This window comes from Klebsiella sp. Sb-30, assembly GCF_057652795.1.
In genome coordinates this window covers 4,740,165-4,766,522 of the sequence record NZ_CM172749.1, presented here as the reverse complement: position 1 = coordinate 4,766,522, position 26,358 = coordinate 4,740,165, and the positions used below count along the sequence as shown (strand labels likewise).

The 26,358-nt window shown below is 50.2% G+C and carries 25 protein-coding genes and 4 pseudogenes; 13 read left to right on the top strand and 16 right to left on the bottom strand.

Features of this window, described 5'->3' with window-relative positions; all coding sequences use genetic code 11:
• Positions 1 to 3: 3 nt before the first annotated feature.
• Positions 4 to 491: pseudogene (locus AC236I_RS22295) on the bottom strand (integrase core domain-containing protein); the annotation flags it as partial.
• A 286-nt stretch (positions 492 to 777) separates the two neighbouring features.
• Here AC236I_RS22295 and AC236I_RS22290 point away from each other — a divergent pair.
• Positions 778 to 1,116 (top strand): hypothetical protein, encoded by a 339-nt coding sequence (locus AC236I_RS22290; protein WP_138184094.1) that lies wholly within the window; start codon positions 778 to 780, stop codon positions 1,114 to 1,116.
• Positions 1,117 to 1,254: 138 nt separating this feature from the next.
• Here the strand turns inward: AC236I_RS22290 and symE are convergent, their stop codons facing one another.
• From symE to srlA, 5 genes are all read right to left on the bottom strand, one after another.
• Positions 1,255 to 1,581, bottom strand: a complete 327-nt coding sequence (gene symE / locus AC236I_RS22285) for an endoribonuclease SymE (RefSeq protein WP_088883493.1) — start codon at positions 1,579 to 1,581, stop codon at positions 1,255 to 1,257.
• Between the two features lie 420 nt (positions 1,582 to 2,001).
• Positions 2,002 to 3,018 (bottom strand): Gfo/Idh/MocA family protein, encoded by a 1,017-nt coding sequence (locus tag AC236I_RS22280; RefSeq protein ID WP_088883492.1) that lies wholly within the window; start codon positions 3,016 to 3,018, stop codon positions 2,002 to 2,004.
• A 22-nt stretch (positions 3,019 to 3,040) separates the two neighbouring features.
• The gene (gene srlE, locus AC236I_RS22275) at positions 3,041 to 4,021 is read right to left on the bottom strand and encodes a PTS glucitol/sorbitol transporter subunit IIB (protein WP_088883491.1); all 981 of its coding nucleotides are present in this window, start codon (positions 4,019 to 4,021) and stop codon (positions 3,041 to 3,043) included.
• Positions 4,018 to 4,392 carry a PTS glucitol/sorbitol transporter subunit IIA gene (locus AC236I_RS22270; RefSeq protein ID WP_180553277.1) on the bottom strand — a complete coding sequence of 125 codons (375 nt, stop codon included), beginning with the start codon at positions 4,390 to 4,392 and terminating at the stop codon, positions 4,018 to 4,020. The genes srlE and AC236I_RS22270 overlap by 4 nt, the downstream gene beginning before the upstream one ends.
• Positions 4,389 to 4,916 (bottom strand): PTS glucitol/sorbitol transporter subunit IIC, encoded by a 528-nt coding sequence (gene srlA / locus AC236I_RS22265; RefSeq protein WP_088883489.1) that lies wholly within the window; start codon positions 4,914 to 4,916, stop codon positions 4,389 to 4,391. Before srlA ends, AC236I_RS22270 begins: the two co-directional genes overlap by 4 nt.
• A gap of 429 nt (positions 4,917 to 5,345) precedes the next feature.
• Between srlA and AC236I_RS22260 the strand changes: the two are divergent.
• The 3 genes and pseudogenes from AC236I_RS22260 to AC236I_RS22250 all read left to right on the top strand — a co-directional run bounded on the left by AC236I_RS22260 (position 5,346) and on the right by AC236I_RS22250 (position 6,318).
• Positions 5,346 to 5,627, top strand: a pseudogene (locus AC236I_RS22260) (helix-turn-helix domain-containing protein).
• Positions 5,628 to 5,737: 110 nt separating this feature from the next.
• The gene (locus AC236I_RS22255) at positions 5,738 to 5,989 is read left to right on the top strand and encodes a helix-turn-helix transcriptional regulator (RefSeq protein ID WP_054829351.1); all 252 of its coding nucleotides are present in this window, start codon (positions 5,738 to 5,740) and stop codon (positions 5,987 to 5,989) included.
• A gap of 87 nt (positions 5,990 to 6,076) precedes the next feature.
• A pseudogene (locus tag AC236I_RS22250) lies at positions 6,077 to 6,318 on the top strand (helix-turn-helix domain-containing protein).
• Positions 6,319 to 6,438: 120 nt separating this feature from the next.
• On the opposite strand, the gene AC236I_RS22245 reads toward AC236I_RS22250, so the two are convergent.
• Positions 6,439 to 8,118 (bottom strand): glycoside hydrolase family 43 protein, encoded by a 1,680-nt coding sequence (locus AC236I_RS22245; RefSeq protein ID WP_048022990.1) that lies wholly within the window; start codon positions 8,116 to 8,118, stop codon positions 6,439 to 6,441.
• Between the two features lie 59 nt (positions 8,119 to 8,177).
• Positions 8,178 to 9,617 (bottom strand): MFS transporter, encoded by a 1,440-nt coding sequence (locus tag AC236I_RS22240; RefSeq protein WP_160873654.1) that lies wholly within the window; start codon positions 9,615 to 9,617, stop codon positions 8,178 to 8,180.
• A gap of 446 nt (positions 9,618 to 10,063) precedes the next feature.
• On the opposite strand from AC236I_RS22240, the gene xylA reads away from it, so the two are divergent.
• Together xylA and AC236I_RS22230 are read left to right on the top strand one after the other, a co-directional pair.
• Positions 10,064 to 11,383, top strand: coding sequence for a xylose isomerase (xylA, locus tag AC236I_RS22235; protein ID WP_044348745.1), 1,320 nt, complete (start codon positions 10,064 to 10,066; stop codon positions 11,381 to 11,383).
• 530 nt (positions 11,384 to 11,913) lie between these two features.
• Positions 11,914 to 13,302 carry a carbohydrate porin gene (locus tag AC236I_RS22230; protein ID WP_143722801.1) on the top strand — a complete coding sequence of 463 codons (1,389 nt, stop codon included), beginning with the start codon at positions 11,914 to 11,916 and terminating at the stop codon, positions 13,300 to 13,302.
• A gap of 200 nt (positions 13,303 to 13,502) precedes the next feature.
• On the opposite strand, the pseudogene AC236I_RS22225 reads toward AC236I_RS22230, so the two are convergent.
• The 3 genes and pseudogenes from AC236I_RS22225 to AC236I_RS22215 all read right to left on the bottom strand — a co-directional run.
• Positions 13,503 to 14,333, bottom strand: a pseudogene (locus AC236I_RS22225) (SAM-dependent methyltransferase); the annotation flags it as partial.
• 66 nt (positions 14,334 to 14,399) lie between these two features.
• Positions 14,400 to 14,657 (bottom strand): YjhX family toxin, encoded by a 258-nt coding sequence (locus tag AC236I_RS22220; RefSeq protein ID WP_487608642.1) that lies wholly within the window; start codon positions 14,655 to 14,657, stop codon positions 14,400 to 14,402.
• 250 nt (positions 14,658 to 14,907) lie between these two features.
• Positions 14,908 to 15,153, bottom strand: a complete 246-nt coding sequence (locus AC236I_RS22215; protein WP_015585267.1) for a helix-turn-helix transcriptional regulator — start codon at positions 15,151 to 15,153, stop codon at positions 14,908 to 14,910.
• Positions 15,154 to 15,269: 116 nt separating this feature from the next.
• Here AC236I_RS22215 and AC236I_RS22210 point away from each other — a divergent pair, with 116 nt between their 5' ends.
• Together AC236I_RS22210 and cspE are read left to right on the top strand one after the other, a co-directional pair.
• Positions 15,270 to 15,536, top strand: coding sequence for a helix-turn-helix domain-containing protein (locus tag AC236I_RS22210; RefSeq protein WP_071824652.1), 267 nt, complete (start codon positions 15,270 to 15,272; stop codon positions 15,534 to 15,536).
• Between the two features lie 627 nt (positions 15,537 to 16,163).
• A complete protein-coding gene (cspE, locus tag AC236I_RS22205) occupies positions 16,164 to 16,376 on the top strand; it encodes a transcription antiterminator/RNA stability regulator CspE (RefSeq protein ID WP_007720208.1) in 213 nt (70 codons plus the stop codon).
• Positions 16,377 to 16,615: 239 nt separating this feature from the next.
• Here cspE and AC236I_RS22200 read toward each other — a convergent pair whose 3' ends face one another.
• Positions 16,616 to 16,774: a YqaE/Pmp3 family membrane protein gene (locus AC236I_RS22200; protein WP_015585265.1), complete on the bottom strand. Its 159-nt coding sequence runs from the start codon at positions 16,772 to 16,774 to the stop codon at positions 16,616 to 16,618.
• A 221-nt stretch (positions 16,775 to 16,995) separates the two neighbouring features.
• Between AC236I_RS22200 and pspE the strand changes: the two genes are divergently transcribed.
• Positions 16,996 to 17,334 (top strand): thiosulfate sulfurtransferase PspE, encoded by a 339-nt coding sequence (gene pspE / locus AC236I_RS22195; RefSeq protein ID WP_099144690.1) that lies wholly within the window; start codon positions 16,996 to 16,998, stop codon positions 17,332 to 17,334.
• A gap of 215 nt (positions 17,335 to 17,549) precedes the next feature.
• Here pspE and AC236I_RS22190 read toward each other — a convergent pair whose 3' ends face one another.
• Both AC236I_RS22190 and uxaC read right to left on the bottom strand, forming a co-directional pair.
• Positions 17,550 to 19,094: an MFS transporter gene (locus AC236I_RS22190; protein WP_099144689.1), complete on the bottom strand. Its 1,545-nt coding sequence runs from the start codon at positions 19,092 to 19,094 to the stop codon at positions 17,550 to 17,552.
• A 23-nt stretch (positions 19,095 to 19,117) separates the two neighbouring features.
• Positions 19,118 to 20,524: a glucuronate isomerase gene (gene uxaC, locus AC236I_RS22185; protein ID WP_032716452.1), complete on the bottom strand. Its 1,407-nt coding sequence runs from the start codon at positions 20,522 to 20,524 to the stop codon at positions 19,118 to 19,120.
• A 458-nt stretch (positions 20,525 to 20,982) separates the two neighbouring features.
• On the opposite strand from uxaC, the gene uxuA reads away from it, so the two are divergent.
• Positions 20,983 to 22,053, top strand: a complete 1,071-nt coding sequence (gene uxuA / locus AC236I_RS22180; RefSeq protein ID WP_015585261.1) for a mannonate dehydratase — start codon at positions 20,983 to 20,985, stop codon at positions 22,051 to 22,053.
• A gap of 104 nt (positions 22,054 to 22,157) precedes the next feature.
• Here uxuA and AC236I_RS22175 read toward each other — a convergent pair whose 3' ends face one another.
• Complete coding sequence (locus AC236I_RS22175; protein WP_487608641.1) at positions 22,158 to 23,057, bottom strand: LysR family transcriptional regulator; 900 nt, start codon at positions 23,055 to 23,057, stop codon at positions 22,158 to 22,160.
• A gap of 78 nt (positions 23,058 to 23,135) precedes the next feature.
• Here AC236I_RS22175 and AC236I_RS22170 point away from each other — a divergent pair, with 78 nt between their 5' ends.
• From AC236I_RS22170 to AC236I_RS22160, 3 genes are all read left to right on the top strand, one after another.
• Positions 23,136 to 23,357, top strand: a complete 222-nt coding sequence (locus AC236I_RS22170) for a 4-oxalocrotonate tautomerase (protein ID WP_285910855.1) — start codon at positions 23,136 to 23,138, stop codon at positions 23,355 to 23,357.
• An 889-nt stretch (positions 23,358 to 24,246) separates the two neighbouring features.
• Positions 24,247 to 25,155, top strand: coding sequence for a winged helix-turn-helix domain-containing protein (locus AC236I_RS22165; protein ID WP_487608640.1), 909 nt, complete (start codon positions 24,247 to 24,249; stop codon positions 25,153 to 25,155).
• Positions 25,155 to 25,628, top strand: coding sequence for a hypothetical protein (locus AC236I_RS22160; RefSeq protein ID WP_015585257.1), 474 nt, complete (start codon positions 25,155 to 25,157; stop codon positions 25,626 to 25,628). Before AC236I_RS22165 ends, AC236I_RS22160 begins: the two co-directional genes overlap by 1 nt.
• Positions 25,629 to 25,881: 253 nt before the next feature.
• Here the strand turns inward: AC236I_RS22160 and AC236I_RS22155 are convergent, their stop codons facing one another.
• Positions 25,882 to 26,358: a hypothetical protein gene (locus AC236I_RS22155; protein ID WP_015585256.1), complete on the bottom strand. Its 477-nt coding sequence runs from the start codon at positions 26,356 to 26,358 to the stop codon at positions 25,882 to 25,884.

Sequence of the window (26,358 nt, the reverse complement as noted above, 5' to 3'; positions counted from 1 at the left end):
CCTTCAGTTAGTAATGTCGGTTGGTTTTTCTTCATATTTCCTGTTTCGCCAGTCCGTTGCGAATCCAGCTGGTGTCTGGTAATCCAGCGAAGAATAGGGACGGCACTCGTTATAATCCTGCCGCCAGTCATTAATGACTTTCCTGGCGTGAACGATATGGCTGAACCAATGCTCATTCAGACATTCATCGCGAAATCGTCCGTTAAAACTCTCAATAAACCGTTCTGCGTTGGCTTACCTGGCTGGATAAGCCGTAGTTCTACACTATGCTCAAAGGCCCATTGATTGAGCGCGCGGCAGGTAAATTCCGGGCCCTGATCGGTTCTTATTGTCGTCGGATACCCCCGAAATAGCGCGATACTGTCCAGAATACGTGTGACCTGAACGCCTGAAATACCGAAAGCAACGGTGATCGTCAGACACTCTTTCGTGAAATCATCCACACAGGTCAGGCACTTGGTCCTGCGACCGTTGGCCAGTGCGTCCATCAGTTGAACTCACAGCGAGGAACGGACCTTCGTGATTGGTAGCTTGGTGATTTGCTATTGTGAATATTTGTTAATCATTTGGTAGCAGGTCAGCGGGCTGGCGGAACGGGATACTTACACTTCAAAGGCCTGTGTTTATTCTACCTCGATTTTAAATAATCTTATAATCTGCTTTTACTTCCCTATTGGGTATCAACTAATTTCACCTTGCTATTTTCCCTTAATGGTTGTTTTTTCTATTGAAAAATAACCAAAGAGACATAAAGAAATTGTCGTGACACAATAGCAAATGAAAAATATTAGTGATGCTTTAAAAGTATCTTTAGGTGTTGCATTTATAGCTGAATATAATGCCGAGCAAGTTACGCCGACGAATAATGTTGTAATAAAGTTAAATTTTTTAGCTAGCCAGTGTTTAAATCTACAACCTGAAGGCTTAACAAATACAATAGTTGGTGATGTTGCGAAAGTTTTTCTTATGATAAAAAGAATAAGAAAAATATATAGCATATTCACAAACCAATCAGGGGGTGAATTTAAATTTACATCTAAAGATACAAGTGAATATGCTACAACACCAAGTAAAGATATGGTTATCGTGTTTAAGGTGTTTTTTATCTCGGTATAATAGTATTGGTTATCTGCATTGATAGGGACGATGTATGCTTTTAACATGTTAACTCCTGCGGCTAAACTATCTAGAATTGAATCTACAATACATTTCCCGTATGTTGAAGCCCCTATTTATTATAGAAGCCTCAATACATTAACCCCGTTTCCCCGCAATCACCCCGATAAACTCTCTTACCTGTTTCTGCTTCCTTGCCGACAGCTTCTCAACCCGACGCATCGCTGCTTCCAGCTCCGGTTCCGGCTCTACTGCCGTCAGCACGATACAGCCTGCCATTACCCGTACTTCCACCTTTGTACCCGTCGCGAACCCCGCGGCGTCCAGCCACTGACCCTTCATCGTTAACGCCGGAATAGGGCGGTAATCCGGAAAACGGTTCGCATAGCTCACGGTAAGCTGGCGCTTATTTTTCACTGGTGCTTCTGCATCGAATGAATCTGCAATACAATCGACTTCAGTCATAATTGCTATTCCCTACAAATAGTGATTGTGATGAGCGATGTGGGCGTGCGCTAACACGTCCACATCGCGTTAAATAACACCTGTAAATCTAACCAGTAACAAAAACAAAGTCCAGCTGATAATAAAACATAATCGGCACCTTCTGACGTATATTAAGAACTGAAGAGGGATATTTAATCCTGATTTTATGGCGTGTAAATAGAATAGATGAATGAGTTTGTTTTCTTATAAGCCATTAAATGACTTAACGCCGAATAGTATTACCAACTATCAGAAACACGCTTATTGCATCCGGCGAATAAACTCACCGGCTTTAATACCGACGCTCATTCGCACCGCCGGGCATCCGGCCATCGGCTAACACCAGTCACCGGATGTATAACGTGATAAGGGAAGGGAACATCCCTGTTCCCGGAGCCCTTAAACCAGTAACTCTGCCTGGCCGCTCAGCAGGCTTTTATGCGCCGTCTCGCAAATCCTGCTGGCCTGTAGCCCGTCGTCTGCGCTGGCGGCATACGGGGTATTGCTCTTCACCGCTTTAATAAAGTCATTAATCGGGTCAATACCAAACCCGCTAGCGACGCCGTCGCGGTAGGTAATGAAGTAGCTGTTCGGGGTCTTAACCGTTTGCTGGCCGAAGATCTCCAGCCCGCGGTTTTGTGAATCAGAGCGGATCCAGGCGTTATCGCACAGCACCGCCATGCGCCCGTCGTTGTCTTTCGGGAACGCGGCGGGCAGGACCCAGCTGTTCTCAATCACCCACGAACTGCCGTCCTCCATCAGTAGGGTGCTCTGCACGCTGTCCCACGTGTCCAGCCCTTTACTCGCCAGCAGGCGTTTCTGCCCGACGGCGTAAACCGATTTCACCTCCTGCCCGCTGATATAGCGCACCATGTCGAAGCAGTGCGAGCCGAGGAACCACACCGGCGAACTGTGCGCCGACCAGGCCAGCCATTCGCTGGGAACGGCGATCACATCATCCATATTGATATAGCCGCGCAGGATCCTGCCGCTTTCCGCCTTCTGCACCTCCATGCGCACGCGGATCGCCGCCGGGTCCCAGCGCTTGTGAAAATCGACGCCGACGGTTACCCCATGCTCCCTGGCGGCGGTAATAATCGCCTCGCAGTCGGCCACCGAGGTCGCCAGCGGTTTTTCAATCAACACATGCTTACCGTGGGCAATGGCCTGCAAAGCCGGTTCTTTATGGAAAGGATCGGACGTCGCCACGGAAATGATATCCACCTGCTGTTCATCCAGCAGGGCGGGCAGGCTGACGTACCCGGCGATGCCCAGCTTATCTGCTTCGGTATGACAACGCTCTGTGTTGTTATCGCAGACCGCGACCAGCTCCACGTCCGGGTTATGCAGATAGGCGTTGATATGGTGCTTGCCATAAATCCCCGCCCCGACAACGGCCACTTTTAACTTGTTCATCATGACGTTCCTTATATGTCTGTTAAAACAGTCCCAGAGAGAATGCCCAGCCAATCATCACCGCCAGCGGGCCGGTCAACTGGCGGGAAAGCAGGAAGGCCGGTACACCGCTGGCGATGGTCTCCGGTTTGGCCTCCTGCATCGAGAGGCCGACGGGCACGAAGTCGCAGCCCACCTGTACGTTAATGGCGAACAGGGCGGGCAGGGCGAAAGCTGGCGAGATATTCCCCAGCCCAATCTGGGTGCCAATCATCACCCCCACCACCTGGGTAATCGCCGCGCCGGGCCCGAGAATGGGCGACAGAAAGGGGATGCCGCAGATCACGGACAGCAGCAGCAGTCCCCACAGCGAGTTCGCCATCGGCGTCAGAGCGTGGGCGATCACGTTGCCCAACGATGTGGCCTGGACGATGGCGATCAGCACGGAGACAAAGGCCATAAACGGGATCACCGTTCGTACCGACACGTCCACCGCCTCGCGGCTGGCGGCAAACAGTAGGGCAATCACGTGGCCGGTCTTATTGCCCAGCGTTTCCACCGCCAGAATCAGCTGATTGCCGAAGGCGGCGGGCGGCGGCGTCTGTGCGACCGGCGGGGTAGGCTCCGCCACAATCGTCTTAGGTTCATCCGGCATCGTGTCTGCCGCCACGCGGGTTATCAGTCCTTCATGCACGTCCGATACGTAGTTGCTGGCGTTAATAAACTGCGCCAGTGGCCCGGCCTGGCCGGTGGGCATCACGTTAATCGTCTTGATGCCTTTTTTTGGATACAGCCCGCAGCGCAGGGAGCCGCCGCAGTTGATCACCACGCACAGCGTCTCTTCATCCGGCGGAACGGCCTGAAAGCCGTTGATCACCTCCGATTGCGTGAGTTCGCCGAGCCGACGGGCGACGGGATGGATCTCCCGCCCGGTCAGCGACACCACCTTCAGGCCGCTGCCGATCGGCAGCCTCAGCCCGGTACCGAACCCTTCGGCGCCGGGAGCAACGTTGATCAGGTTCATTGCGCACTCTCCTTAACGATCAGATAGCCGCCCTGCAACAGCGCAAGAGCAGGGACTTTGCCGGCAAGATGTAGCGTGCCCTGATGGCGCGGCGTGCTGGCGCTATCGAACACCAGCGTCAGGTGTCCGAGTTCCAGTAACGCCTGCAGGGCGTGGCTGCCAACGGCGGTGATGAGATAGTCTTCCCCCCCGAGCGTGAACCGATCGCCCGCCCGTAGCCGGGCATGCTCGTATTGAAAAACGGGCCGCAGGGCCAGGGCGTAATCCAGGCAGTCTGCGGGGCCGTCGGCGCGAAAGGTAATCAGCAGGTTATCCGCCAGGCCGTCTGCTACATGGGGGCCGACGTGTTCGATATGGGCCTGATAGATCATGCCGCACCTCCCGTTGCCTTACGGCGCAGGCGCAGGAACAGATATTCGGTGATCATGCCGCGCAGCAGGCCAATGACGATGGCGGCGGCGATATAGCGTAGCGCCAGTTCGGTCACCGGCAGGCCGAGGCTTTTGATCCCGGCGGCGACGCCCAGCCAGATGAACAGCTCCGAGGGCACTACGTGGGGGAACAGGCTGGTCAGCGGGTGGGCGGTAGTGCCCAGCGCGTCTTCATACCCGGGTTTACTCTTTTCGGGCAGCAGCTTGCCAAGCGTCAGTGCGCCGGGGCTGCTCATAAAGAACCAGCCGAGGATTGGCAGCAGGCCATAGGTCAGGATCCGCGAGCGACCAAACAGCGTCGCTACTCGTTCCATGCGCCGCTGGCCGACCAGCTTCATCAGAAAGTTGATGGCGAGCAGCAGGCAAATCAGCATCGGAATGATCCCGCTCATCATGTCGAGAAAGACCTTCCCGGCGAGCTGGAAAATATTGATAAAGCTTTCAGCAAGGGTAACCAGAAACATGGCGACCTCCTTGCGTAGGGCGGGTTAAAGCGGGTTGCAGTGATACATCCTCGATTGTGGTATGCATAAACAACTCCTTTTTAGCGTGTGTAAATAAAAGACCTCTTTGTTAATTCATTGATAAAAATGATTTCTGGTAAATATGGCGATTATTTTCAAACAGCAGACGACAGGGGTTGTCCTTGCCCCGGTGGATCAAGTGCTTTTTTCGGGTTACGGGCCCGGGTGAGATCGGAATAACGGTTGGGCCAGATTTCAAGGGGATGAACATTCAGCGCGATACCGTTCCTTGTTGGCCATTCCACTCATACCTCTTTGATATCAGGGTCGGACAGGACAAGATGCTTATAAGCTTTAGGATCTCTAAAGATGAGTTATCTTAAGGAATACTAAAGATGCTGTCAATATGACCATTCAAAGAAAAGGGTTATAGCTCCGAAGCGCCTGAGAACGACGAGAGAATTGGCAAATATGTCGCAGGAAGTGCTGGCCGCAGCGGCGGGTGTTTCTGAAAATACGGGCTCTTCAAGAATCTCACATTACGAACATGGCAGGCATAAACCAAAATTTGAGTGGGTATGACACTTAGCAAAGGTGCTTGATGTCCCTGAAAGATATTTTTATACGTTGGATGATAGCTTTGCTGAAGTGATGTTGAAGCTACGCGTTGGACAACGAGCTCAATGGGAAAAGGATAAGTCAGATAGTTGATTTTATTAGTGTATTATTGAATGCTGAACTATCTATCTTTATGAACTCTAAAGATAAAATGACTTGAGTAATGCTAAAGATTACCGTGAAATTCTTACTGGACACACGGTATGATCCCCAAGAGACTTAAAGAAGCACGTTTGCGCGCAAAGCTGACCCAGGAGAAACTGGGTGTACTGGCTGGTATCGAGGAGGCCACAGCTTACTCACGTTTATCTCATTATGAGAATGGTACACATAAGCCGACGTTTGAACTGGTATGTGAATTTGCACGGGTGCTTGATGTGCCGGAGTGCTATTTTTATATCCGGGACGACCAGTTTGCAGCAGATGTATTAGCGTTGTTTTTAAGCAAGAAGTAAAGAATGACCTCAACAGGCCATATGGTTCATTATCCGGGCTGGCAGGTCATAAAAAATACCATATCGATATAGATCGAGAAAAATGATATGCCTTCTATTTATTCTGGTGAATATCAAATGGTTATAAAAATATTGCGCGCAACAAGGAAGGAGAAGGGGTTAACTCAGGTAACGCTGGCCAGGCGCTGGGGCGCCCACAGTCATTTGTCGCCAAAATGGAGAGTGGTGAGAAGAGATTATATGTCGTGGAATTCGCGCATATTGTTGCCTTGCTATCTATTGACCCGGTAAATATATTGAATATCATTATGTCAAAATACGAATCATAAGTCTGCAGTTGTTTTTCTCAGGCTTTAAATCACCCGCCCTCCGGTAATGAATCCCTGGACAGCAAAAGAATACCAACAAAAACCTACGTTATCGTTAAGATAACGTAGGTTCATTATTATTTAATTAAACCGTGATTCGCTGGCTTGCCAGCTATACGTACCATCGGCCATTAACGCATCGCCCAGTTCCTGATAATGGAAATCGTAAAACTCTGCGCTGGCGTCATAACCTGAGTAGTCTACAGCCGCAAGGCCAACGAACGCCCCGGTAAAGAATCCGCCATAGCTTTGCAGCACGTAATCGTCGGAAAGAATGGCGGCATCTAATTTAACGGGGATTTCCGTGAAATTGACCCCATCAAAACTGTATTCATAGCTATACGTTTGTTTGCGAACTTTGCTGCGGAACCAGACGAACTCGGTTCCTTCGGGGATCTTGATGGCATCATCTTTCAAATATGACGTGTATTTCCCACGATTATTTTCACCGATCTCAATGACTGAGCCATTAATCTCATTCCAGGTGATGAACACAAAGCTCCAGTGGCGATCGTTGTAATAATTCGTTAATCCTGCCATCTGTTGATAATTGAACGGATTAAATTTCACTTTAACCTGGGCATCAAAATAGAAGGCTTGCCAGCGTCGGGCAATAAGCGACAGGTTATGCGTATTGGCTAATGAACCCTGGCCGATTAACGTCAGCTTGCCATCGCCGGTGGTCCCCATTTTTTCTGTGAACGGAACCCGCAGCGTATTCCAGTTAGGATCGAGCGTTGCTGTTTTAAACGCATCGTACTGGCTATGGTCTTTGGCACTTTCGGTGTAAATGGCATCGGTTGGCCCTTCGACAAAGGTTTTTCCGCCGTGGCCCCCTTCGATACGTGGCCAGCCGTCCGCATCCCAATATACTTTCTGAATCGCGGTTTCTCTGCCCAGGGTTGACCAGCCACGAGGATCATAGGCCGACTCACCTGGACGATTCCACGGACGGGCGCAGAGCGAGGCATAATACCACTCACCTTTCGGGGTGGAGACCAAAGCGCCATGCCCTTGTTTCTGGATATAGCTGTCCGGGGTATCGACGTTCGTTAAGAAGACTTCCCCTGGCTCGGTTTCAAAGCTGTTGGCCTCTAAGGTTTTGGAGCGCGCAACAACCTCCTGGTGGGTAAAGACGGTCCCCCCCTGCGCGGCGAAAAGATAATAATAGCCGTTCAGTTTGTAGAGGTGTGGCCCCTCGACGAGTGCAACGGCGGTGCCCCGATAGATGGTCCGCGCGGTTGCCGGTTTTAATTTCAGTGTCCTGGTATCAAGCTCAGTTAACGTGATGCCATCGAAGGGGTGATGGTACTCTCGATGGTCCCAGGTTTGCTGCACGATATATTTACGCCCGTCATCGTCATGGAAAAGCGAGGCATCAAAACCGACGCCATTCAGTTTGACAGGATCTGTCCACGGACCACGGATATCGGTCGCGGTGGTCAGATAGTTGGTCATGTCTTTAAAGGCGCCTTCGGTGATTTTCACATCGGTATACACTAACCAGAATTGGCCATCGGCATACGAGAGCGCCGGCGCCCAAATCCCACCTGATGAAGGATTGCCTTTCATATCTAAAAGGGTCGTCGTCGACAAGGGACTGGGGAGCAGATTCCAGTGTTGCAGGTCCTTTGACTCATGCAAACGAACGCCAGGGAACCACTCAAATGTCGAGTTGGCGATATAGTAGGTGTCCCCAACACGGATAATACTGGGGTCTGCATTAAATCCGGGTAATACAGGGTTTTGGATAAGTGACATATCATTCTACCTTTTTAAAATTTCCAAATTTATATTTCTGAATTTTTATTAATTTTTAACTATACCCGGATCTCATCCAGCTGACGGTTGATCTCGGTGACATTTTTGTCTGAGATAGGATAGAGTTGAATAATGATCATCGAAATAGCGGCTAACACAATGGGCATCCACACCGCGGTCATAATGATTCCGTCGATCGCATTGGCACTTTGTTGCGCGCCGGTTTCGCTAAAGCCATAGGCGGCCAGTAACCAAAGTGGAATCGCGCCGCCAATCGTGAAACCAATCTTGAAGAACAGTCCCATAATCGCATTAATGATTGCGGCATTGCGTTTGCCTGATTTTAATTCGCCATAGGCAATCACTTCTGGAACAAGCGCCCACATGAAGCCAGTCGCCGAGGTTAAGCCCCATTGTTTAATGAAGGTTGCGACGTAAGCAAGCCACAGGGCATCGTGCATGCCTTCGCGTGACCACACGTAGGTCAGTAATTCACCCACAATAAACATGCCAAGGAAAAGATGGAAGAAGCCTTTTTTACCGAAGATTTTCTTCAGTCTGGACCAGAAAATAGGGAAGATGATGCCGGGAATTGAGGCGACAAGACCAATCGCTCCCATCCATTCAGAATGACCGACAACAAACTGATTGAAAAAGCCATTTACCGTGTTCATGAAAAACATGAAGGTAAAAGCTAACATGAAAAAGAATCCGAGAATGACAAGCGGCCGGTTATTTTTGAGTTCAAGGAATAAATCTGTCGCTTTTACGTTAGCCGTCTGTTCTGCCGTCGCAACCACACGCTCTTTGGTGAATTTATAGCAGAAGAAAAGCGCCGCTGCGCCGATTAACATATAAATTGAGTAAACGCCAAACCACGCATAGTTAGCCGACGGGTCGGTATAGTTACCCATATTCAGCTGGAGGCCAAAAAAACCCGTATCCTTGAGGCTGCGATCTTTGGGGGAGGCCATCTGCACAAACATCGGGAACAGGGTATAAACAAGCAGGTTGGCGCTGTTTGCCAGCATCATGCGGGTACTGGTCAGTTTATCAATCGATTCAGGATCTCTCGTCAATGATGCATTAAGCGAACCATAAGGAATATTCACCAATGAATAAACTAAATCCAGCGCCAGATAAATGATAAACGCAAATGGAACCGAACCTCTTATTCCGGGAATAGGCGCAAAAAGCAACGCGGAAAGAATCACGAGGGGAATGCCCGCTCTTAAAAGCCAGGGGCGATATTTGCCCGCACTTGAACTTCTTTTGTCAACATAGGTGCCGACCATCGGATCCCAGAAAACATTAACGATGCGCACAAACAGAAATATAAACCCCGCCGTCGCGGTGCTGATGGTATTTACCGTCAACATGTGAAGAGCAAGAAAACCGCCTATCGTACCAAAAACAAGGTTTTGCGCAAAATCACCCATCCCATAACCAATGCGTTCCCCACGAGTTAATTTATGATATTCATCATGCCGACTTTGCATTATGTTTTTGCTCATTCTAATCAAGTCTCCGGTTTCTTTTGAGAATGTGAAACACTTTCTGACACAGATGACCTCCGGGAATCCATTACGATTTTACATTAAGTAATTATGTTTTTTTACTTCTGTGATCATCGAAACTCAGGCTCTCTCGAGGCCGCGTATCCCGCCTGTTGACGCGCCGTTGACAGGCAATATCTGCGGCAGGTAAATGTCCCCCGGCAACAGCTGATTTTTATTTTAGTGATTGTCACCTGAAACCCTCGTGAAGGGAAGGGGAAGTATGGTTATCAATGTATTTAATATATGACGTTATTATTTGCGAGATGGTTCACATTTGCGCATTTTCTTAATTGCCGAATGAAATAACGTAATTGAGCCACCTGCCAGGAAAATACAGGATAGGTCAAAATTATTTATTTCTCGCTTCCTGAATGACGGAGTTCATTATGCCAGTTTATTTCGAACAGCTTGACCGCATACGTTTTGAAGGTCCAAAAACAGCAAACCCGCTGGCTTTTCGCCACTACAACCCGGATGAAATCGTGCTGGGAAAAAGGATGGCAGACCACCTGCGCTTTGCTGCCTGCTACTGGCACAACTTCTGCTGGAATGGCGCCGATATGTTTGGCAGCGGTTCTTTTGAACGACCCTGGCAACAAGCGGGGGACGCGCTGAGCCAGGCAAAATATAAAGCTGACGTCGCTTTCGAATTCTTCCATAAGCTCAATGTGCCGTATTACTGCTTCCACGATGTGGACGTCTCGCCAGAAGGCGCATCGTTAAAAGAATATCTGAATAACTTCGCCAGAATGACCGAAGTGCTGGCGCAAAAACAGCAGGAAAGCGGGGTGAAATTGCTGTGGGGGACTGCTAACTGTTTTACCAACCCGCGCTACGCCGCCGGGGCGGCAACCAACCCCGATCCGGACGTCTTTGCCTGGGCGGCAGCCCAGGTCGTTGCCGCCATGAATGCCACCCACCAGTTGGGCGGCGAAAACTATGTGCTCTGGGGCGGTCGCGAAGGCTACGAATCCCTGCTGAATACGGATTTGCGCCAGGAGCGCGAGCAAATTGGCCGCTTCCTGCAGATGGTGGTTGAGCACAAACACAAAACGGGTTTCCGTGGCACGCTGCTTATCGAACCTAAACCGCAGGAACCCACGAAGCATCAATATGATTACGATGTCGCGACGGTCTATGGCTTCCTCAAGCAATTTGGCCTGGAAAAAGAGATCAAGGTGAACATTGAGGCCAACCACGCAACGCTTGCCGGGCACTCGTTCCACCATGAAATCGCCAGCGCCATTGCCCTGGATATTTTCGGCTCCGTTGATGCCAACCGAGGTGATGCCCAGCTCGGCTGGGATACGGATCAGTTCCCGAACAGCGTAGAAGAAAACACGCTGGTCATGTACGAGATCCTTAAAGCCGGCGGCTTTACCACCGGTGGCCTGAACTTTGATGCCAAAGTCCGTCGCCAAAGCACCGATAAATATGACCTGTTCCATGGCCATATTGGCGCGATGGATGTGATGGCGCTGGCACTCAAAAAGGCCGCTCGCATGATTGAAGACGGCCAGCTGGAGCAACGTGTTGCAAAACGCTATGCCGGCTGGAGCGATGAAGTGGGTCAGCAAATTCTGCAAGGGAAAATGTCGCTGGCGCAAACTGCTCGCTACGCTGAACAGCATAACCTTAATCCTCAGCATCAAAGCGGACATCAGGAATTACTCGAAAACCTGGTTAACGCGTATCTCTTCGACTGAATCCTGCTTGCATGCCCCTGCGGGGGCATTTATTGCCGGTGTTATTTATCGTGACTGGAATTTATTTTGGCGCATTCGCTGTGAACCCGAGGCGGTACTGATATATAGACGACTTCTGTGTACTGATAAATACACTCTCAGCACTACCGAAGAGCAAAAAATACAGAGAATCCTCGGGCCATAGAAATTGCGGAGAATAAAGTTAAAGAGAACCATTGATGAAACCTGCCTTTGCCGACAACCTCTGCCGGGGCAGCACCTGTTGTCTACGACAAACCGAGAAGGAGGGCCAAAGACCGCTGTAATGGCAATCATCGATAATGCTGGTTGGTGAATTATCCGAAGATATGATTCATCTGCATCAGCGCGCATCAGCAAATATCACTCATGGAGACATTATCACGATAATAGCGTAAAGCCTCTGCGACCGTAAAAATAACAATGATATTGTTCTTATGATAGCGACATATTCTGTCACCCAGAATGGGATTGTTATTATCTGAATACAATTAAACTATATTGAGATAGACATGAACATGATAAAAAAACTTCCATTAACGATGGCGGTTATCGCCGCGCTTTGCCCTTTTTCCTCTGTTATGGCCCAAGAATTTACTCAGGAACAAATTGACGCCATTGTGGCGAAAGCCGTCGATAAGGCGCTGGCCGACCGCCAGGCGAAAATGGACGCCGCCGCCGCCAGGAAGGTGGATCTGGAAACCAACCCACAAACTGCCGCCGCTTCGCCGGACATGGCGATTCCGTTTGGTCTGAAGTTTAGCGGCTACGCCCGCTACGGCGCCCAGTTCCAGAGCGGCGATCAGAAGTTCGTTGGCGTCGATGGCTCCTATAACGGCGCCTCGGCGATTGGTCGTCTGGGTAACGAAGGCAACGGCGGCGAGTTCCAGATTACCAAAGCCTTTAAGAGCAGCCAGGGCGCCATCTGGGATATCAACGTGATGTTCGACCACTGGAGCGACGAAGTTAACCTCAAGAAGGCCTACGTTGGCGTCACCAACGTGCTGGCATCCAATCCCGGCGCCTATATCTGGGCCGGTCGTGACTTCCACCAGCGTCCACAGCAGGGGATCAACGACTACTTCTGGATGAACCACGACGGCCAGGGGGCCGGGGTGAAAAACTTCGATATCGGCGGCGTTCAGTTCGATGTCGCCGCGGTTTCGCAGGTCGAGTCCTGTAGTCCGGAAGTCATGGCCGATGAGTCTAACCCGTCGCGCATCACCTGTACCGGCGGCTCCGGCACCGGCGACGACGGTCACTATGCGCTGACCACCAAAACCCACAACATTAAGGCCGGCCCCATCGATGTCGAGGTCTACGCCAACTACGGCTTTGACTCCAAAGCGGTGGACAACGACGCGCAGATTGATGCCTGGCAGGGCGGCCTGCTGTTGAGCCACACCAACAGCGACGACAGCGGCGTGAACAAAGTTATCCTGCGCTATTCCGATAACGCCGATAACAGCGTTTACAACAAAACGGACGGGTTGACCACCGTCTACGCCAGCTTCGAAGGTAACTATAAGTTCACCCGGCAGGCGCAGGTCGAATACCTGTTGGCCTTCCATGACTATGACAACAGCAAGGACAACACCGACAACCGCAAGAACTACGGCGCCATCGTCCGTCCGATGTACTTCTGGAACGATGTGCACTCCACCTGGCTGGAAGCGGGCTACCAGCGCGTTGATTACGATCAGGGCGGGGATAACCACGGCTGGAAGCTGACGCTGTCGCAGAACATCGCCATCGGGATGGGGCCGGAGTTCCGTCCGATGCTGCGCTTCTACGTCACCGGCGGTCAGGTCGATAATAACCATACCGCGAAGGTGAACGGCACCCGCGACGAGCAGCTGGACTCCCTGAACGTCGGCGGCATGTTTGAAGCGTGGTTCTGATGTCTCGTTAAGACGCTATCCTTCTGGTGTGTCGCATCGATACTGAAAAACGCGAACACGGTAGCCAGTTTTAGTGGGCGACGACCCTGGCACCCAGCGGAGATTATTGCGCAATTGCAAAAGCGCAATCTGTCGCAGGGGGCGCCATCGCGGGAGGTCATGGCGGTATAGCCGGTTTGAGCTATACCGCCAGCTTCATTTCATCGGGCGATTAATGCAAACACGCCCCAGCCAAAGTATTCCCGGGTCCAGGTGACATGACGTTGGGGGGCTGTCGTCAGCTCATTTCGAACCTCGGGGGCCATGTCATCGTCAGGGTTTTCCTCCAGCCAGCGGCGCATCGTGAGCCACTTCGCGGCTTCGTAGCGGTCCCAGCCCTCCTGATCCGCCAGCACCATTTCCACCACGTCATAGCCGAGGTTGTCGAAAGAGGCCACAAGGTCGGGAAGGGGGAGAAAATCAGCCACCGAGGAGACTCCGCAGGCCTGGGCTATCTCTTCCGACGCAGGTAGCTGACGCCAGTAGGGTTCGCCAATAAGCATGATCCCGCCCGGTTTCAGGCTCTGCGCCAGCAGCCCGACTGTCCCGGCAAACCCACCGGCAATCCATGTCGCGCCGACGCAGGCGGCCACATCGTATTTCTCTTCTGCAACATACCCTGCGGCATCGTCATGAATGAAATGCACCTTACTGCTGACGCCGAGCTCTTCCGCGCGCCGCCTGGCCTGCGCGGTGAACAGCGGGCTCATATCGATGCCGGTGCCGGTCACGGCATAATCGCGGGCCCAGGTGCAGAGCATCTCCCCCGAGCCGCTGCCGAGGTCAAGGATGCTGGTGTCCGGCTTCATGCGTAACACGCGACCCAACGTGGCGTACTTTTCCGGGGTGAACGGATTATGAATGCGGTGCTCGCTTTCGCTAATCGTAAAAATACGTGGGATATCCAATGTTAAATTCCTTATATAGCGTTGAGTATGAAGAGGGTGTTCCTGTGAGGTTTTTGCTTTTTCAGCCAGCAGAGCAAACAGCTTTCTTCCGCTGACAGCTGGATGTGCCGGGGGGCGAAAATAAGGGTGCTGATATCCATCATGCTCTCCTTAGCGGTTATCGAGCTGGGCGCGAACGTTGTTCAGCCCGGTGGTATTAATGCGATAGGGTTGGCCGTTGACGGATTTGATCATTTTTTTGGTTTTGAGTTTTTTGAAGACGGCGAGCGTGCAGTCGGCGAGCAGAAGCCCTTCTCGGCTGTAGCATTCCACGGAAGTGACGCGGCCAGATGCATCGCGGACGTGCGCAATACGTCCACCTTTGGCGAGAACGTGTAAGGTACGTTGTTCCTGACGGGATAAATTCATACTGGAAAACCTGTTTAATCATCATGTGCAAAACGTGCAAACACACAGCGGTGTCCGCATTCGATTTCGGCGCATTGATAATCAGTCCGGCCTGAAAAGGTCGGGGAACTGATTATCCGATGATGACATTCTCCAGCATCAAAGCCTCGGGTTGAGTAGATAGGTATTTACGGGGTGAATGATAACACCTGTTTTTTATCAGGGAATAGCCCGGGTTAAAAAGTGTGATCCGGATAAACTCGCCTGACGCTCAGCGCTGATACCAGCCGGCGACCACTTCCGCCAGATCGTCTTCAACGGTATAGAAATAACAGGCCGGGATCTTCAGCACGTCTGCCAGCCGACAGGCCAGCGCGAAGTCAGGGGTGTGGATGCCGCGTTCATACTGGTTCATCCGCGCGCTCGCCGTCGCCTCATCAATACCCGCGAGGATACCCAGCTTTTGTTGGGAGAGTCCCGTTCTGAGGCGCGCTTCTTTTAGACGGTGCGGCAGCATGATGATCCTGAAAGACTGGAAACAGAATCACGATTCTGGTAGCTGTTAGTTGAAAATGTACTAAGTATTACTTAGTGTTGTGGCGATAATATGAACGGCTTCACTAACGCAAAGGAATGAATGAGATGAACAGAACTGATATGCATCCGGCTGATATCATTGCGCAATTAAAAAAGCGCAACCTGTCTCTGGCGGCGGTCTCCCGCCAGGCGGGGCTAAGCTCGTCAACGTTAGCCAACACGCTGTCTCGTCCCTGGCCTAAGGGGGAGTTTTTAATCGCGCAGGCGCTGGGTATCGATCCTGCGGAAATATGGCCGAGTCGCTACTTCGATCGGCAGGGCAACCCGATCGACAGAAAGAAACGGATTCGTGTAAAAGGGTGAATAATCCGCGTGTGACGGCAGGAGCGGATGCCCCTGCGCAAGGCAGTCGATCCGGCTACCGGCTGGCGGTGATCACCGGCGGGATAGCGGGATAGCGTGAGCGGGGAGAAGGGCTCATTCCTGTTTCCACCGCCATTTAAGTCGGCCTCACGCCTGTCCGTTCAGCCGGTTTTTATCCATGTTTAGCCAGTCCGGCCTGCGCGCAGCGCCGGTTCATTTGCTCATTGGTTCCTGTTTTCTCTCGATATCTATGCCCGCGGCACAGAGATGCTTCATGAGTGCAAAAAACGAAAACGAATTCGTGAAATACCGGACGCATTACTCTTGTGCGAAATTGAGATAGCGATTGTTGATAGCGGCTACCTTTGACAGACATATGGCCATCCGGGTGTTTAAGCGGTCAAAATAAAAAACATAAACCTTGCTATAATAATTTCTCTATGTCTTAATAACGTCATCGGTTTGGAACACAGACCTTATGAAAGCAGTTTTAGTAAAGCAGTCCTCAGTTCAAGAGCTATCCACAGATACCCTTCTTCATGAGCCTCCTCCTAAGTGCCAAATAAGTAACTCTAAATACAGGCCATCATCGCCGCGCTTAGTGGCTCATTAATTAAGGAAGTATCTATGTCTAATAAAATGACTGGTTTAGTAAAATGGTTTAACGCAGATAAAGGTTTTGGCTTTATCACTCCGAACGACGGCAGCAAAGATGTATTCGTACATTTCTCTGCTATCCAGAGTGACAACTTCAAGACCCTTGATGAAGGCCAGCAGGTCTCTTTCACCATTGAAAATGGCGCGAAAGGCCCGGCAGCCGGCAACGTCACTCCGCTGTAAGCCGCGCTCATTATCAGCGACGTTTACAATAGCGATGAAGGCGATAGCCTGAGCAGATAAGCTCCGCTGATAATAAAATGAACCCGCCCTGTGCGGGTTTTTTGTTGCATTCAGTTTGCCGAATTAAAATCCATTTGCCATTCGGTAGCGGCAGGTAATCGCGTAAAAATAAAATAAGATTCAGATGAAAAATACCTGAGAAAATAAACGGCGCCGTTGCGCCGTCATGATGATATTGGTTAATCGCGCGTTTGCACCCAGAATGCGTGAATCAGGCCGGGGATATAACCCAGCAAGGTCAGTACAATATTCAGAATAAATGCCCAGCCGAATCCTTTACCCAGTAATACGCCAAGTGGCGGCAAAATAATCGTTAAAACAATTCTCCAGAACCCCATACATACTCCCTATAAAAATCAACGTTGAAACAGGTGACGCTGTCTTTAAGCATAGTAATTTTAACGGAGAGCGCCAGTTTGCCTGCCGTGTTGCCTTTGCGCGCATATCATCGAGTATCCGCTTTCTGCCCATTTTCCTGATCAGGTCAAAGATTGCCCGGGATGCCTTCGCTAGTATCATTCCTGGTGACCAGGAAAAACAAATAAGGAGAACTATCGTCATGTTTAATCTGACCCGGGTAATGAAAAAAACGATCTTGACCGGTGCCATGCTGATGGCGTCCACCTCACTGTGGGCGGCTGAGCACTGGATTGATGTCCGCACTCCAGACCAGTTTCAGGAAACGCATGTAGAAGGAGCGGTGAATATTCCCCTGAAACAGCTGGATGCGCGCATCGGCGAAGTGGCAAAAGATAAGAATGACACGCTGCACCTGTACTGCAATACGGGGAACCAGTCCGGCAAAGCTGAAAAAATGCTGCAAAGTATGGGCTATAAGAATGCCGTCAACGAAGGCGGACTGAAGGATGTCGAGAAAACGCAGAAGATGGTGAATTAATCCGCTTGCCCCATCGCGAGAATGTGCCTTAAATCCACCTCTTTGCACTGCTCCGGCTTCACTTGCGCGGCTTATGCGTCTGTCGTCGTCGAATGATCAAATCAGGAGCATGTCTGGCGGATAAGAGACGGCGATGGTTCGGCTGACCTTAATCGGGTCAGCCGGGCAGGGCAACCGCGCGGCAGCGGGCATGATGCCGCTGCCGGCGGTATCTGTCAGTTCAGTACCGAGGTGGGTTCGCCCGCCTTTGCTCGCTCGGGCGGGGTATCGTGCCAGAGCGTGTCATAGCGATAACCCGTCAGGTCTTCAACCACATGGCGCGCTTCAGGCGTGACGTCCTGCTGAAGACCGTTCGCCTTCAGGCGCTCAATCTCATCGACAAAAATCTTGTGCGTACGTTTGTTCAGATGGAAGGTCAGCGCCTGCCACAGAGCAATCAGCAGCAGCACGGCGGTGCCGGCAAACAGCAGCGTCGCGATGGTATTAATCGCTTCCTGAGGCTGAGTCTGGCTCCCTTTCACGAAACCGCCGCTTTGCAACAGCAGGCCCACGGCAAAGGTAGCGATGGCGACCGTCGTTTTACGCGAGAACGTCATCACCGCGGCAAACAGGCCTTCACGGCGCTGGCGGGTAATCATTTCGTCAATATCGGGAATAAACGGAAAGACGTTCCACGGCGTAAATTCCAGCACGCAGCGGCCAACCTGATAGATACCGGCGATGATCACCAGCAGCATCACCTTGTTGTCGGTCGGGAACTGATACACCAGGAAGAACCCGCCGAGGCACAGCAGCATCAGGCTATAGGCGAAGACATAGAGGCGAGAGGGACCATACTTGATGATCGCTACGCCCGCCGCCAGCGTAACCGGCAGCCCGACGATACTCATCGACAGCAGCGTGCCCGCCAGAGAGGACGAGACGTTCAGGCAGTAGACGCAGAAAAAGACGAACACGGTGTTGTAGACGTCCTTCGCCGTAAAGGAAAAGAGATAAATCGCCAGGTGCTTACGGAACGCCCGCACCTTCAGAGTAGAGGCATACTCCTTAAACAGGTTGCCAAAGGCGACAAACTTCTCGGCCGCCGTGGTGGACTTGCGCTCTTTTTCCATTTCCGCCAGCATTTCCGGCGTCAGCTCGCGTTCCCAGGTCACTTTCCACGAGATAAAGACGCAGACCATGAACATCACGGCAAACACCACGCCGTTAACCAGATAGGCGTCGGCATTATTTTCACCCAGTGCGCCAATCAGCAGACCGGGGATAAAGGTGGCGAGAAAGGTCCCGGATGCCGAGAGGAACATCCGGCATGTGGAAAGCTTGGTGCGGCCATTAAAATCTTTGGTCATCTCGGAGGGCAGCGTTTCCCACGGGATCAATACCATGGCGGCAATGATCTCAAAAGCCAGATACACCGCGAGATAGAACCAGTAGTTCATGCCGTTTAGCCACAGCAGGGTGTAAACCAGCATGAGCGGTGCGCCGATCAGCAGGAAAAAGCGCCGCCGGCCAAATTTCTTACCCAAATAGTTTTTATAGAAATGGTCCGTGAAGCTGCCCATAAACAGGCTGACAATAGCATCCACGATACGCGCGATCGCGACAATCGACGCCGCTTCAATCGGCGACAGGCCGACAAACGTGGTATAGAAGAAAAGCAGCCATGCGCCAATGACGGTAAATGCGCCGCCGCCCATAATATCCGTCAGACCGTAGCCGATACTGACGGGGATGGTCACTTTTCTGTTCTTACGAGTCATAGTTTATCCCTGTATCTGACGGGTCAAAAACGAAAATAACGACGGGCGTTGTCCACGCAAATACCGCGGATCATGGCGTCGAGGATGGCGCGATCTTCCGGCACTTCACCTTTCTCTACCCAACCACCAACCAGGTCGCAGAGGATCCGGCGGAAATAATCATGTCGGGTGTAGGAGACAAAGCTGCGCGAATCAGTCAGCATGCCGATAAAGTTGGCCAGCAGCCCCTGATCGGCCAGCGTATTGAGCTGGTTAACCATGCCGCGTCGGGTATCGTTAAACCACCATCCGGAGCCGAACTGCAGCGGTGATTTCATGCCATCCTCGCCGCTCTGGAAGTTGGCGAGAGTCGAAGCGACCACGTCGTTATAGCTGGCATTGAGGTTATAAAGAATGGTTTTCGGTAGACCGTCATTCTCCACCATGGCGTTAAGCAACGCGTTCAGACTCTGCGCAAGGTGAGTTTGATCGCCAATCGAGTCAAAGCCGCAGTTGATGCCGACCTTGTTGAACATGGTCGCGTTGTTGTTACGAATGGCGCCAAAGTGAATCTGCATGGCCCAGTCGCGCTGTTTGTACATTTTGGCCAGCGCGACAAAAATCATACTTTCCCAGGCCTGAAGGGCATGCTCATCCAGCGTCTCGCCTGCCAGCCGACGCTGAAACAGCGCGGCCTGCCCGGCCTCATCAAGCGGGCAAAACCGGATCGCCAGCGGACCGTGGTCCGATACGCGACAGCCCGTGCTGTGGAAAAAATCAACACGCGCTTCGAGAGCGGCCAGGAACCGATCCAGCGAGGTTATCGCCCGCTGGGTTTTCTGCGCCAGTCGGGAGACGAACGTCAGGAAGCGATCGGGGCAGGCGTCGAACAGCTCATCAGGACGAAATGTTGGCAAAACGCGAGGGGAAAAATCGCTTTTTGCTGCCAGCAGCCGATGGTATTCCAGGTCGTCGAGCGGCCCGTCGGTCGTGCACAGCGCTTCAACGTTTGAACGGCGGATGAGCGCCTGGGGCAAAAAGTCGTCGTGGCGTAATTGCGCATTACACCGTGCCATAATATCGCGCCAGTTTTTACTATTAAGCGTTTCGTCGATCGCAAAATAATGTTTCAGCTCAAGGTGGGTCCAGTGATAAAGGGGATTGCCAAAACTGGCTTCGACAGTTTGCGCCCAGGCTGCAAATTTTTCTTCGGCGGAAGCATTGCCGGTAATTTTTTGTTCAGATATTCCATTCGCCCGCATTGCCCGCCATTTGTAATGATCGCCCTCCAGCCAGAGCTGAGTAATATCCGTGAACGGTTTATTTTCCCAAATGGCTCTGGCATCAAGATGACAGTGGTAATCAATAATCGGTAACGCTTTTGCTATCTCAGAATACAGCCGCTGACCTGGCGCGTTGGTTATCATAAAACTATTGTTTATCAGTGACATAAAAACTCCGTACACGATGTCGCTTTTACTACACATCCCCAGCGTTAAGCCGGGGCCGGTGTATGACGGGAACATAATGGCGTTGAGGGTAAGCTTCCTTTTCATTGATTGTCTACTACCATACAAGATGTAATGATAAAATTGTGACTTAACGCATGTATTCCGTCGTCGATATTCATAACCTGAAATAAAAACCGGGATGAATTAAATGGCTAAAAATAAAATCGTGTTATAGAGGATGATTAATTTAAACTGAATTTGTTATTTTTTTACAATATAAAAACAATTAACCGCAACAGAGATAATGAAGATCTGTTCAGCCCATGAGTCTTTTTATCGCGTCGTCACTCTTTTTTAACGAGGTGGTTGATCAAACGATAATTACTGCATATGCTACTCAATACTAGTATGGTACATCTCGTAAAATGCATAGCAGCAACGATTAAGGCGGATAAAAAATGCAGATGACAATGCGCTGGTTTGGGCCACAGGAAGACAAAATCCCACTGGAATACATCCGACAGGTGCCGGGTGTGGAAGGTGTTGTCGGGGCACTGTATGACGTTGCTCCCGGAGAAGTCTGGCCAGTCGAAAAGATTAAAGCCCTAGTTGATCAGGCCCATGCCGCGGGCCTGACAATGGAAGTGATTGAAAGTGTTAACATTCACGATGACATCAAAATAGGCACCCCGGCACGCGATCGCTACATTGAAAACTATAAACAGACGATCCGTAATCTGGCGGGTTTTGGCGTCAAGGTCATCTGTTATAACTTCATGCCGGTCTTCGACTGGATGAAGACCGACATGAACTACGTCCTGCCGGATGGTTCACTGACGATGGCCTTCGAAAAAAGCGGTATCGATAAGAGTCTGGAAGAGGTCGTCAAAGAGGTTCTCGATAACGCCAACGGTTTTGCGTTACCGGGATGGGAGCCCGAGCGGCTGGCGAAAGTGCAGGAGCTGTTCGCCCGTTATAGCGGTGTCGATGATACTAAGCTGCGGGAAAATCTGTTTTATTTCCTCAGAGAAATTATCCCGGTGTGCGAGGAAGTGGGGGTGAAAATGGCGATTCACCCGGACGATCCGCCGTACTCTATTTTTGGCCTCCCGCGGGTGGTGAAGAATCGCGATGACCTGGCGAAGATTTGTGATGCCGTGGATTCACCGGCGAATGGCATCACGCTGTGCACCGGGTCAATTGCGGAAGATCCGGATAATAACGTCTATGAAATTCTTGCCGAATTCACGCGTCGTAAGCGCCTCCATTTTGCCCATGTGCGCAATATTAAGCTGATTAAGGATAAAGATTTCTACGAATCCGCTCATCCGTCGCAGTATGGCTCGCTGGATATGTATCGCGTTATGCAGGCCCTCCATGATAACGGTTTTGACGGCTACATCCGCCCGGATCACGGCCGGTTTATCTGGGGTGAAACCGGGCGTCCCGGATACGGCCTTTACGATCGCGCGCTGGGGGTAACCTACCTGCTGGGGCTGTGGGAGGCGCTGGAGAAGACGTCGTCATAAATCTGTCTGCCGGAGGCCAGGGCCTCCGGCCGCGTGTTTTCTGCCGCCGTTAAAACGGGCGTGTTGACCCGACGGGGCGGTGCAGACATCGGTCTGAAGTCGTTTCATCCATTATTCTGCGCGCCAAAGCGCTGTATCAGAAAATCAATCACGCTGCGCAGCTTGGCTGATGGACGGGTATCCTGTTGATAAATAAGATACATCGGCGTTGGCTTATAGGACCACTCGGGAAGCACCGGCACCAGGCGTCCCTCGGCGATATCTTCCTTTAGCAGTGATTCCGGTTGCAGCACGATACCGCAGCCGTTCAGTGCGGCAATCCTCAGCGCATGGCCCTGGTTAGACATAAACCGGCCTTTCACTACCGCTTTAACGATCTCGCCATCGGGCCCCATCAGCTCCCAGCGATCCTGATGTATCCAGTAGGACATCCCCAGACAGCTCATGTGACTCAGCTGATCCGGATGCGTCGGTGTCCCGTGCTGACGGAGGTAGTCGGGAGAGGCGGCAAGGATCCGACGATAGGCGTGCAGCGGCCGGGCAACGATATCCTTCTGCTGAATCTCACCAATATGAATAGCTAACTCAGCATTCCCGCTACTCAAGTTTGGCGTCTGGTTATCCAGCGTCAGCATGACGTTGACCTCCGGGTTTTGCGCAATGTAGAGGCTCAACGCCGGGACCAGTATCTGACAGCCGAAGCTGACCGGCGCGACCATATGAACCAGCCCTTTGGCAGTCGATTGCAGTTCCATGGCGCTATGCTCGGCGAGAGAGAATTCTGCCAGTACGCGGCGACAACGCTCATAGTAGAGCTGCCCGACTTCGGTTAACTGTTGGCGACGCGTGGTTCGGTGCAGCAAACGTGCGCCAAGCCGTTGTTCAATCGCCCGGATCTGTTTGGCAACCATCGTGGCCGATACGTCGCTGACATCGGCCGCTGAGGCAAAGCTGCCGCACTCGACAACTCTGACAAACATCTCCATTCCGGCAAGTTTATCCATGATTAACAACCTGTAGGTTCTGATTCACTCAACCTAACACACATTTATTGGTCCTCACCTTTCGGTAAAGATTAATTCATCGACCCTCAGACGGGGTCTCAACCGGAGAGAAAAAATATGCCTGTTTTACGTTTAGAATTACAGCCTGGCCGCTCGCCTGAACAGAAGCGCGATTTTGCCCGTGAAGTGACCCGGGTCGCGGTTGAAACGCTGAAATGCAAAGCGGAGAGCGTGGATGTGGTCATTGTCGAAATACCCAAAACGCACTGGGCTAAAGGAGGCGTATTGCCCACCGAATAGTTGTCTGGTCGCATTTCTCGTCGCCGGCGCAGGTTCACCGCGCCGGCTAAAGCGTAGCACCGGCCAGATGAATCATCTGCTTCCTCCGTGGTTTCTCAGCAACCGGCAATCCCTGCCGTTGCCTGGGTGTTATTGGGGATATGGCGATGAAAAATACCTATGGTACAGCGTGATTTGCTGCCTGTGTGCCACCTTATTCCCAGCCCCTTGCCGCCACTCAGTTGTGCCTGGCGTGCAGCCCCCGGCGATGGAAGGAGGCATCCAGCATGATATACAGTCTGCCGACCTGATAATGGCCGCGAATTACCGAGGCCAGCACCCGTTCCCGTCCATTTATGTCGCCTGCTGACAAATCTGCACTCCCCCTCTTAAATCCAGATAGCGATTATTGTTGCCACCGAGCGCTGTGCGCGTTATCCATGACGTTCAGCAAAAAAAAAGAGTGGCGTTATCGAATAAGCCTGTCCATGCATAAAAGATCTAAACAGGGACCCGCTCTATTTTATTGAACGCCAAATATCAGTTGAATATAACATTGGTTACCAATACGTTAAATTTTTGGATGAAAAGTTCGAAACATTTAACGGGAATTGGTAATTAATGTCGTGGCTTTACGGGTAACAAATTTCTTATCCTGTAACGACTTGTTGTAATTTATAATCAGTTACATCAATATCAATTTGGAAACAAATTAGTCATCAGTTGGTGAGCGTTGATGAAATAAATCGATACCTATCGCATTTTTAATGTTTTAATATGGATTTTTTGCCATTGGATAGCGTTAAATTTAAGTTGATAGGTTTATATCTTCTTAACTATTTTGAACTTTCTTTAGTCTAACGACTAACTATTTGATTTTAAAAATGCATGCAACAAAGGGTGTCGCAATATGGATCGCTCAGATAACATCCAAAGCTATATTATTGGCGAGGATGTTGTATTCACGCCATCCCAAAGAATGATTGTGGACAGGCTGAATTCAAAAGAAGTTAAGCTTCATGTACCTGCGAGCTGCTGCCTTGAAATTTTACTCAACAACCAGGGAAAGATTGTTTCTCAGGATCAATTGATTCTTTGTGGCTGGGGGGAGAAACGTAATGCCGGGGTGAGTCCAAACACCTACTATCAATGTATTTTACATCTCAGAAAGTCGCTGGCCGCCATAGGATGTCTGGATGTTATTGATACGGTGCCCAGACATGGTTTGCGGTTTAATAACAGGCTCAAAGTAACATATCTGTATCCTGAGAAGAATAATGAGCAACAAACTGACAACAATATAAATCAGGACATGGAAGGATGTATCCATAGTGATATTGTGGGTATTGTCATTGACAGGTCTGAGCGTGTTGAGGCTGACGATGTCGAGTCAGATGATTCAGGAAACGCGCCACAAGAGGCCGATTTTTTTGAAAGTTCAGCAGCAGAAGAGGGGATTCATGAAAGTAGCAAACGGCATATTAAGTGGCTAAGAAATGCAGGCATTGTCACTATATCCGCTATTGTTTTATTCAGCATCATGACATTTCTTCATAAACCGGGAGGTGAAGCCTTTTCGGACTATACCAAACTCTCTTTTGAGGGCTGTACTGTCTTTGTGGCAGACCAAAAATACGCTGTCACTGAAATTAAGAAAATCCTCAATACGCTAGGCCTGCCGTGTTCTGACAAAACTATTGTCTATTTTACCGCTTCCCCTATGAATACCCGCTTAAATTTTATGTATTGTTCTGTTTACACTAAAAAGAATCAAAACTGTCGCTCCCTGACAATAATGAAAACCATGAAGGTACACTAATGCGCGTTAAAATATATTGTCTTTCTGCGTTATTGGTCGTGGTGCTGTTTATCATTTTTTATTATTTTGAACCATTTATTCCAAATAAAATAATAGTATGTCAGAGCCGCCACACTCTGATTCATGATGATTTTCGTCTGGATTCAAACATTGGCTTTACGCTAGGAAACCATAAAGGTGAACTCACGATTTATGGCATCGCCGAGGAGAACGGCAGACGATCGCAGATCAGTAGAGTGATTAATTTTACCTATATTAATCATGATGATATCTATGTTCTTAAAAATCAATATGTTGAGCATCTTAGCACCGATAGCAGTAGCGACAGCAATGCGGATGACCATTTTCCGGCTTTCTTTTATGAACCAGGGAAAGAGATTACGTTTAAAATTGAATATGATGAATATCATAACCCGGTGATTTATTTGCACAGCATGCCAACATTCTATTGTAAAAAATATCGAGATATTTAAATACGAAGAAAAATGCCGCCTGCTGTCGGCAATGATTCACGCTATCTGCTATTGGCTTAACTGCCGTTACCGACAGGTCGCCTTGCGGACAATATGATACGCTGATGTTATGGATTATCTCGCCATCAGGATAGCGCATGCTGTTGCGCATCACTGGTGTATCTGAGTCGTTTACTGCTGCGCATATGCTTCGTTTTTGCGGTTTTCCTTAGACGAGAGCGGCGAGAACGATGAGTCTGATTAATAATACGCCTCAGATGTCGTCTTGTTTATGACATACATAGGCCGGTAACGTAGAGAAGATAAATAAATAGCTATGCTGCTGTTCAATCATTTTTACGTAAATGTCTTTTTGGGGATAGATGAAAAATAATGGCTCATATTTTTCCAACCAACTGCTGCTGATGCTTTCATCAGGAAATATCACATTGGTCACTGAGGTCAAATGGTAGGTGTTATTCTTCCTTTGAATGTTGAAGAATATCTTGCGGTTAAATCTTTTCGTTTTGTCGTTAACGGAGTAGCCATTCATACTGAGCAGGCCGCTATCTTTGTTTATCCTGTAAGTGAGTGAAATATTGAGTTGTTCATCAGTATTATGCTGTACAAAGTTAGCTTTGCATGTAAATTCAGGAGGCTGAGAGCGTTTCCATAATGAATAGCCTGCCAGGATTAAGGTAAAAAAAAGGCATACGCAAAGCACATACACCGAAGTTCGGTAATGTATCAT

What these genes read in the sequence shown, in the direction of transcription:
- AC236I_RS22290 (WP_138184094.1), top strand. Translation starts at nt 778, where the DNA reads ATGAAAAATATTAGTGATGCTTTAAAAGTATCTTTAGGTGTTGCATTT.
- symE (WP_088883493.1), bottom strand. Translation starts at nt 1,581, where the DNA reads ATGACTGAAGTCGATTGTATTGCAGATTCATTCGATGCAGAAGCACCA.
- AC236I_RS22280 (WP_088883492.1), bottom strand. Translation starts at nt 3,018, where the DNA reads ATGAACAAGTTAAAAGTGGCCGTTGTCGGGGCGGGGATTTATGGCAAG.
- srlE (WP_088883491.1), bottom strand. Translation starts at nt 4,021, where the DNA reads ATGAACCTGATCAACGTTGCTCCCGGCGCCGAAGGGTTCGGTACCGGG.
- AC236I_RS22270 (WP_180553277.1), bottom strand. Translation starts at nt 4,392, where the DNA reads ATGATCTATCAGGCCCATATCGAACACGTCGGCCCCCATGTAGCAGAC.
- srlA (WP_088883489.1), bottom strand. Translation starts at nt 4,916, where the DNA reads ATGTTTCTGGTTACCCTTGCTGAAAGCTTTATCAATATTTTCCAGCTC.
- AC236I_RS22255 (WP_054829351.1), top strand. Translation starts at nt 5,738, where the DNA reads ATGATCCCCAAGAGACTTAAAGAAGCACGTTTGCGCGCAAAGCTGACC.
- AC236I_RS22245 (WP_048022990.1), bottom strand. Translation starts at nt 8,118, where the DNA reads ATGTCACTTATCCAAAACCCTGTATTACCCGGATTTAATGCAGACCCC.
- AC236I_RS22240 (WP_160873654.1), bottom strand. Translation starts at nt 9,617, where the DNA reads ATGCAAAGTCGGCATGATGAATATCATAAATTAACTCGTGGGGAACGC.
- xylA (WP_044348745.1), top strand. Translation starts at nt 10,064, where the DNA reads ATGCCAGTTTATTTCGAACAGCTTGACCGCATACGTTTTGAAGGTCCA.
- AC236I_RS22230 (WP_143722801.1), top strand. Translation starts at nt 11,914, where the DNA reads ATGAACATGATAAAAAAACTTCCATTAACGATGGCGGTTATCGCCGCG.
- AC236I_RS22220 (WP_487608642.1), bottom strand. Translation starts at nt 14,657, where the DNA reads ATGAATTTATCCCGTCAGGAACAACGTACCTTACACGTTCTCGCCAAA.
- AC236I_RS22215 (WP_015585267.1), bottom strand. Translation starts at nt 15,153, where the DNA reads ATGCTGCCGCACCGTCTAAAAGAAGCGCGCCTCAGAACGGGACTCTCC.
- AC236I_RS22210 (WP_071824652.1), top strand. Translation starts at nt 15,270, where the DNA reads ATGAATGAGATGAACAGAACTGATATGCATCCGGCTGATATCATTGCG.
- cspE (WP_007720208.1), top strand. Translation starts at nt 16,164, where the DNA reads ATGTCTAATAAAATGACTGGTTTAGTAAAATGGTTTAACGCAGATAAA.
- AC236I_RS22200 (WP_015585265.1), bottom strand. Translation starts at nt 16,774, where the DNA reads ATGGGGTTCTGGAGAATTGTTTTAACGATTATTTTGCCGCCACTTGGC.
- pspE (WP_099144690.1), top strand. Translation starts at nt 16,996, where the DNA reads ATGTTTAATCTGACCCGGGTAATGAAAAAAACGATCTTGACCGGTGCC.
- AC236I_RS22190 (WP_099144689.1), bottom strand. Translation starts at nt 19,094, where the DNA reads ATGACTCGTAAGAACAGAAAAGTGACCATCCCCGTCAGTATCGGCTAC.
- uxaC (WP_032716452.1), bottom strand. Translation starts at nt 20,524, where the DNA reads ATGTCACTGATAAACAATAGTTTTATGATAACCAACGCGCCAGGTCAG.
- uxuA (WP_015585261.1), top strand. Translation starts at nt 20,983, where the DNA reads ATGCAGATGACAATGCGCTGGTTTGGGCCACAGGAAGACAAAATCCCA.
- AC236I_RS22175 (WP_487608641.1), bottom strand. Translation starts at nt 23,057, where the DNA reads ATGGATAAACTTGCCGGAATGGAGATGTTTGTCAGAGTTGTCGAGTGC.
- AC236I_RS22165 (WP_487608640.1), top strand. Translation starts at nt 24,247, where the DNA reads ATGGATCGCTCAGATAACATCCAAAGCTATATTATTGGCGAGGATGTT.
- AC236I_RS22160 (WP_015585257.1), top strand. Translation starts at nt 25,155, where the DNA reads ATGCGCGTTAAAATATATTGTCTTTCTGCGTTATTGGTCGTGGTGCTG.
- AC236I_RS22155 (WP_015585256.1), bottom strand. Translation starts at nt 26,358, where the DNA reads ATGATACATTACCGAACTTCGGTGTATGTGCTTTGCGTATGCCTTTTT.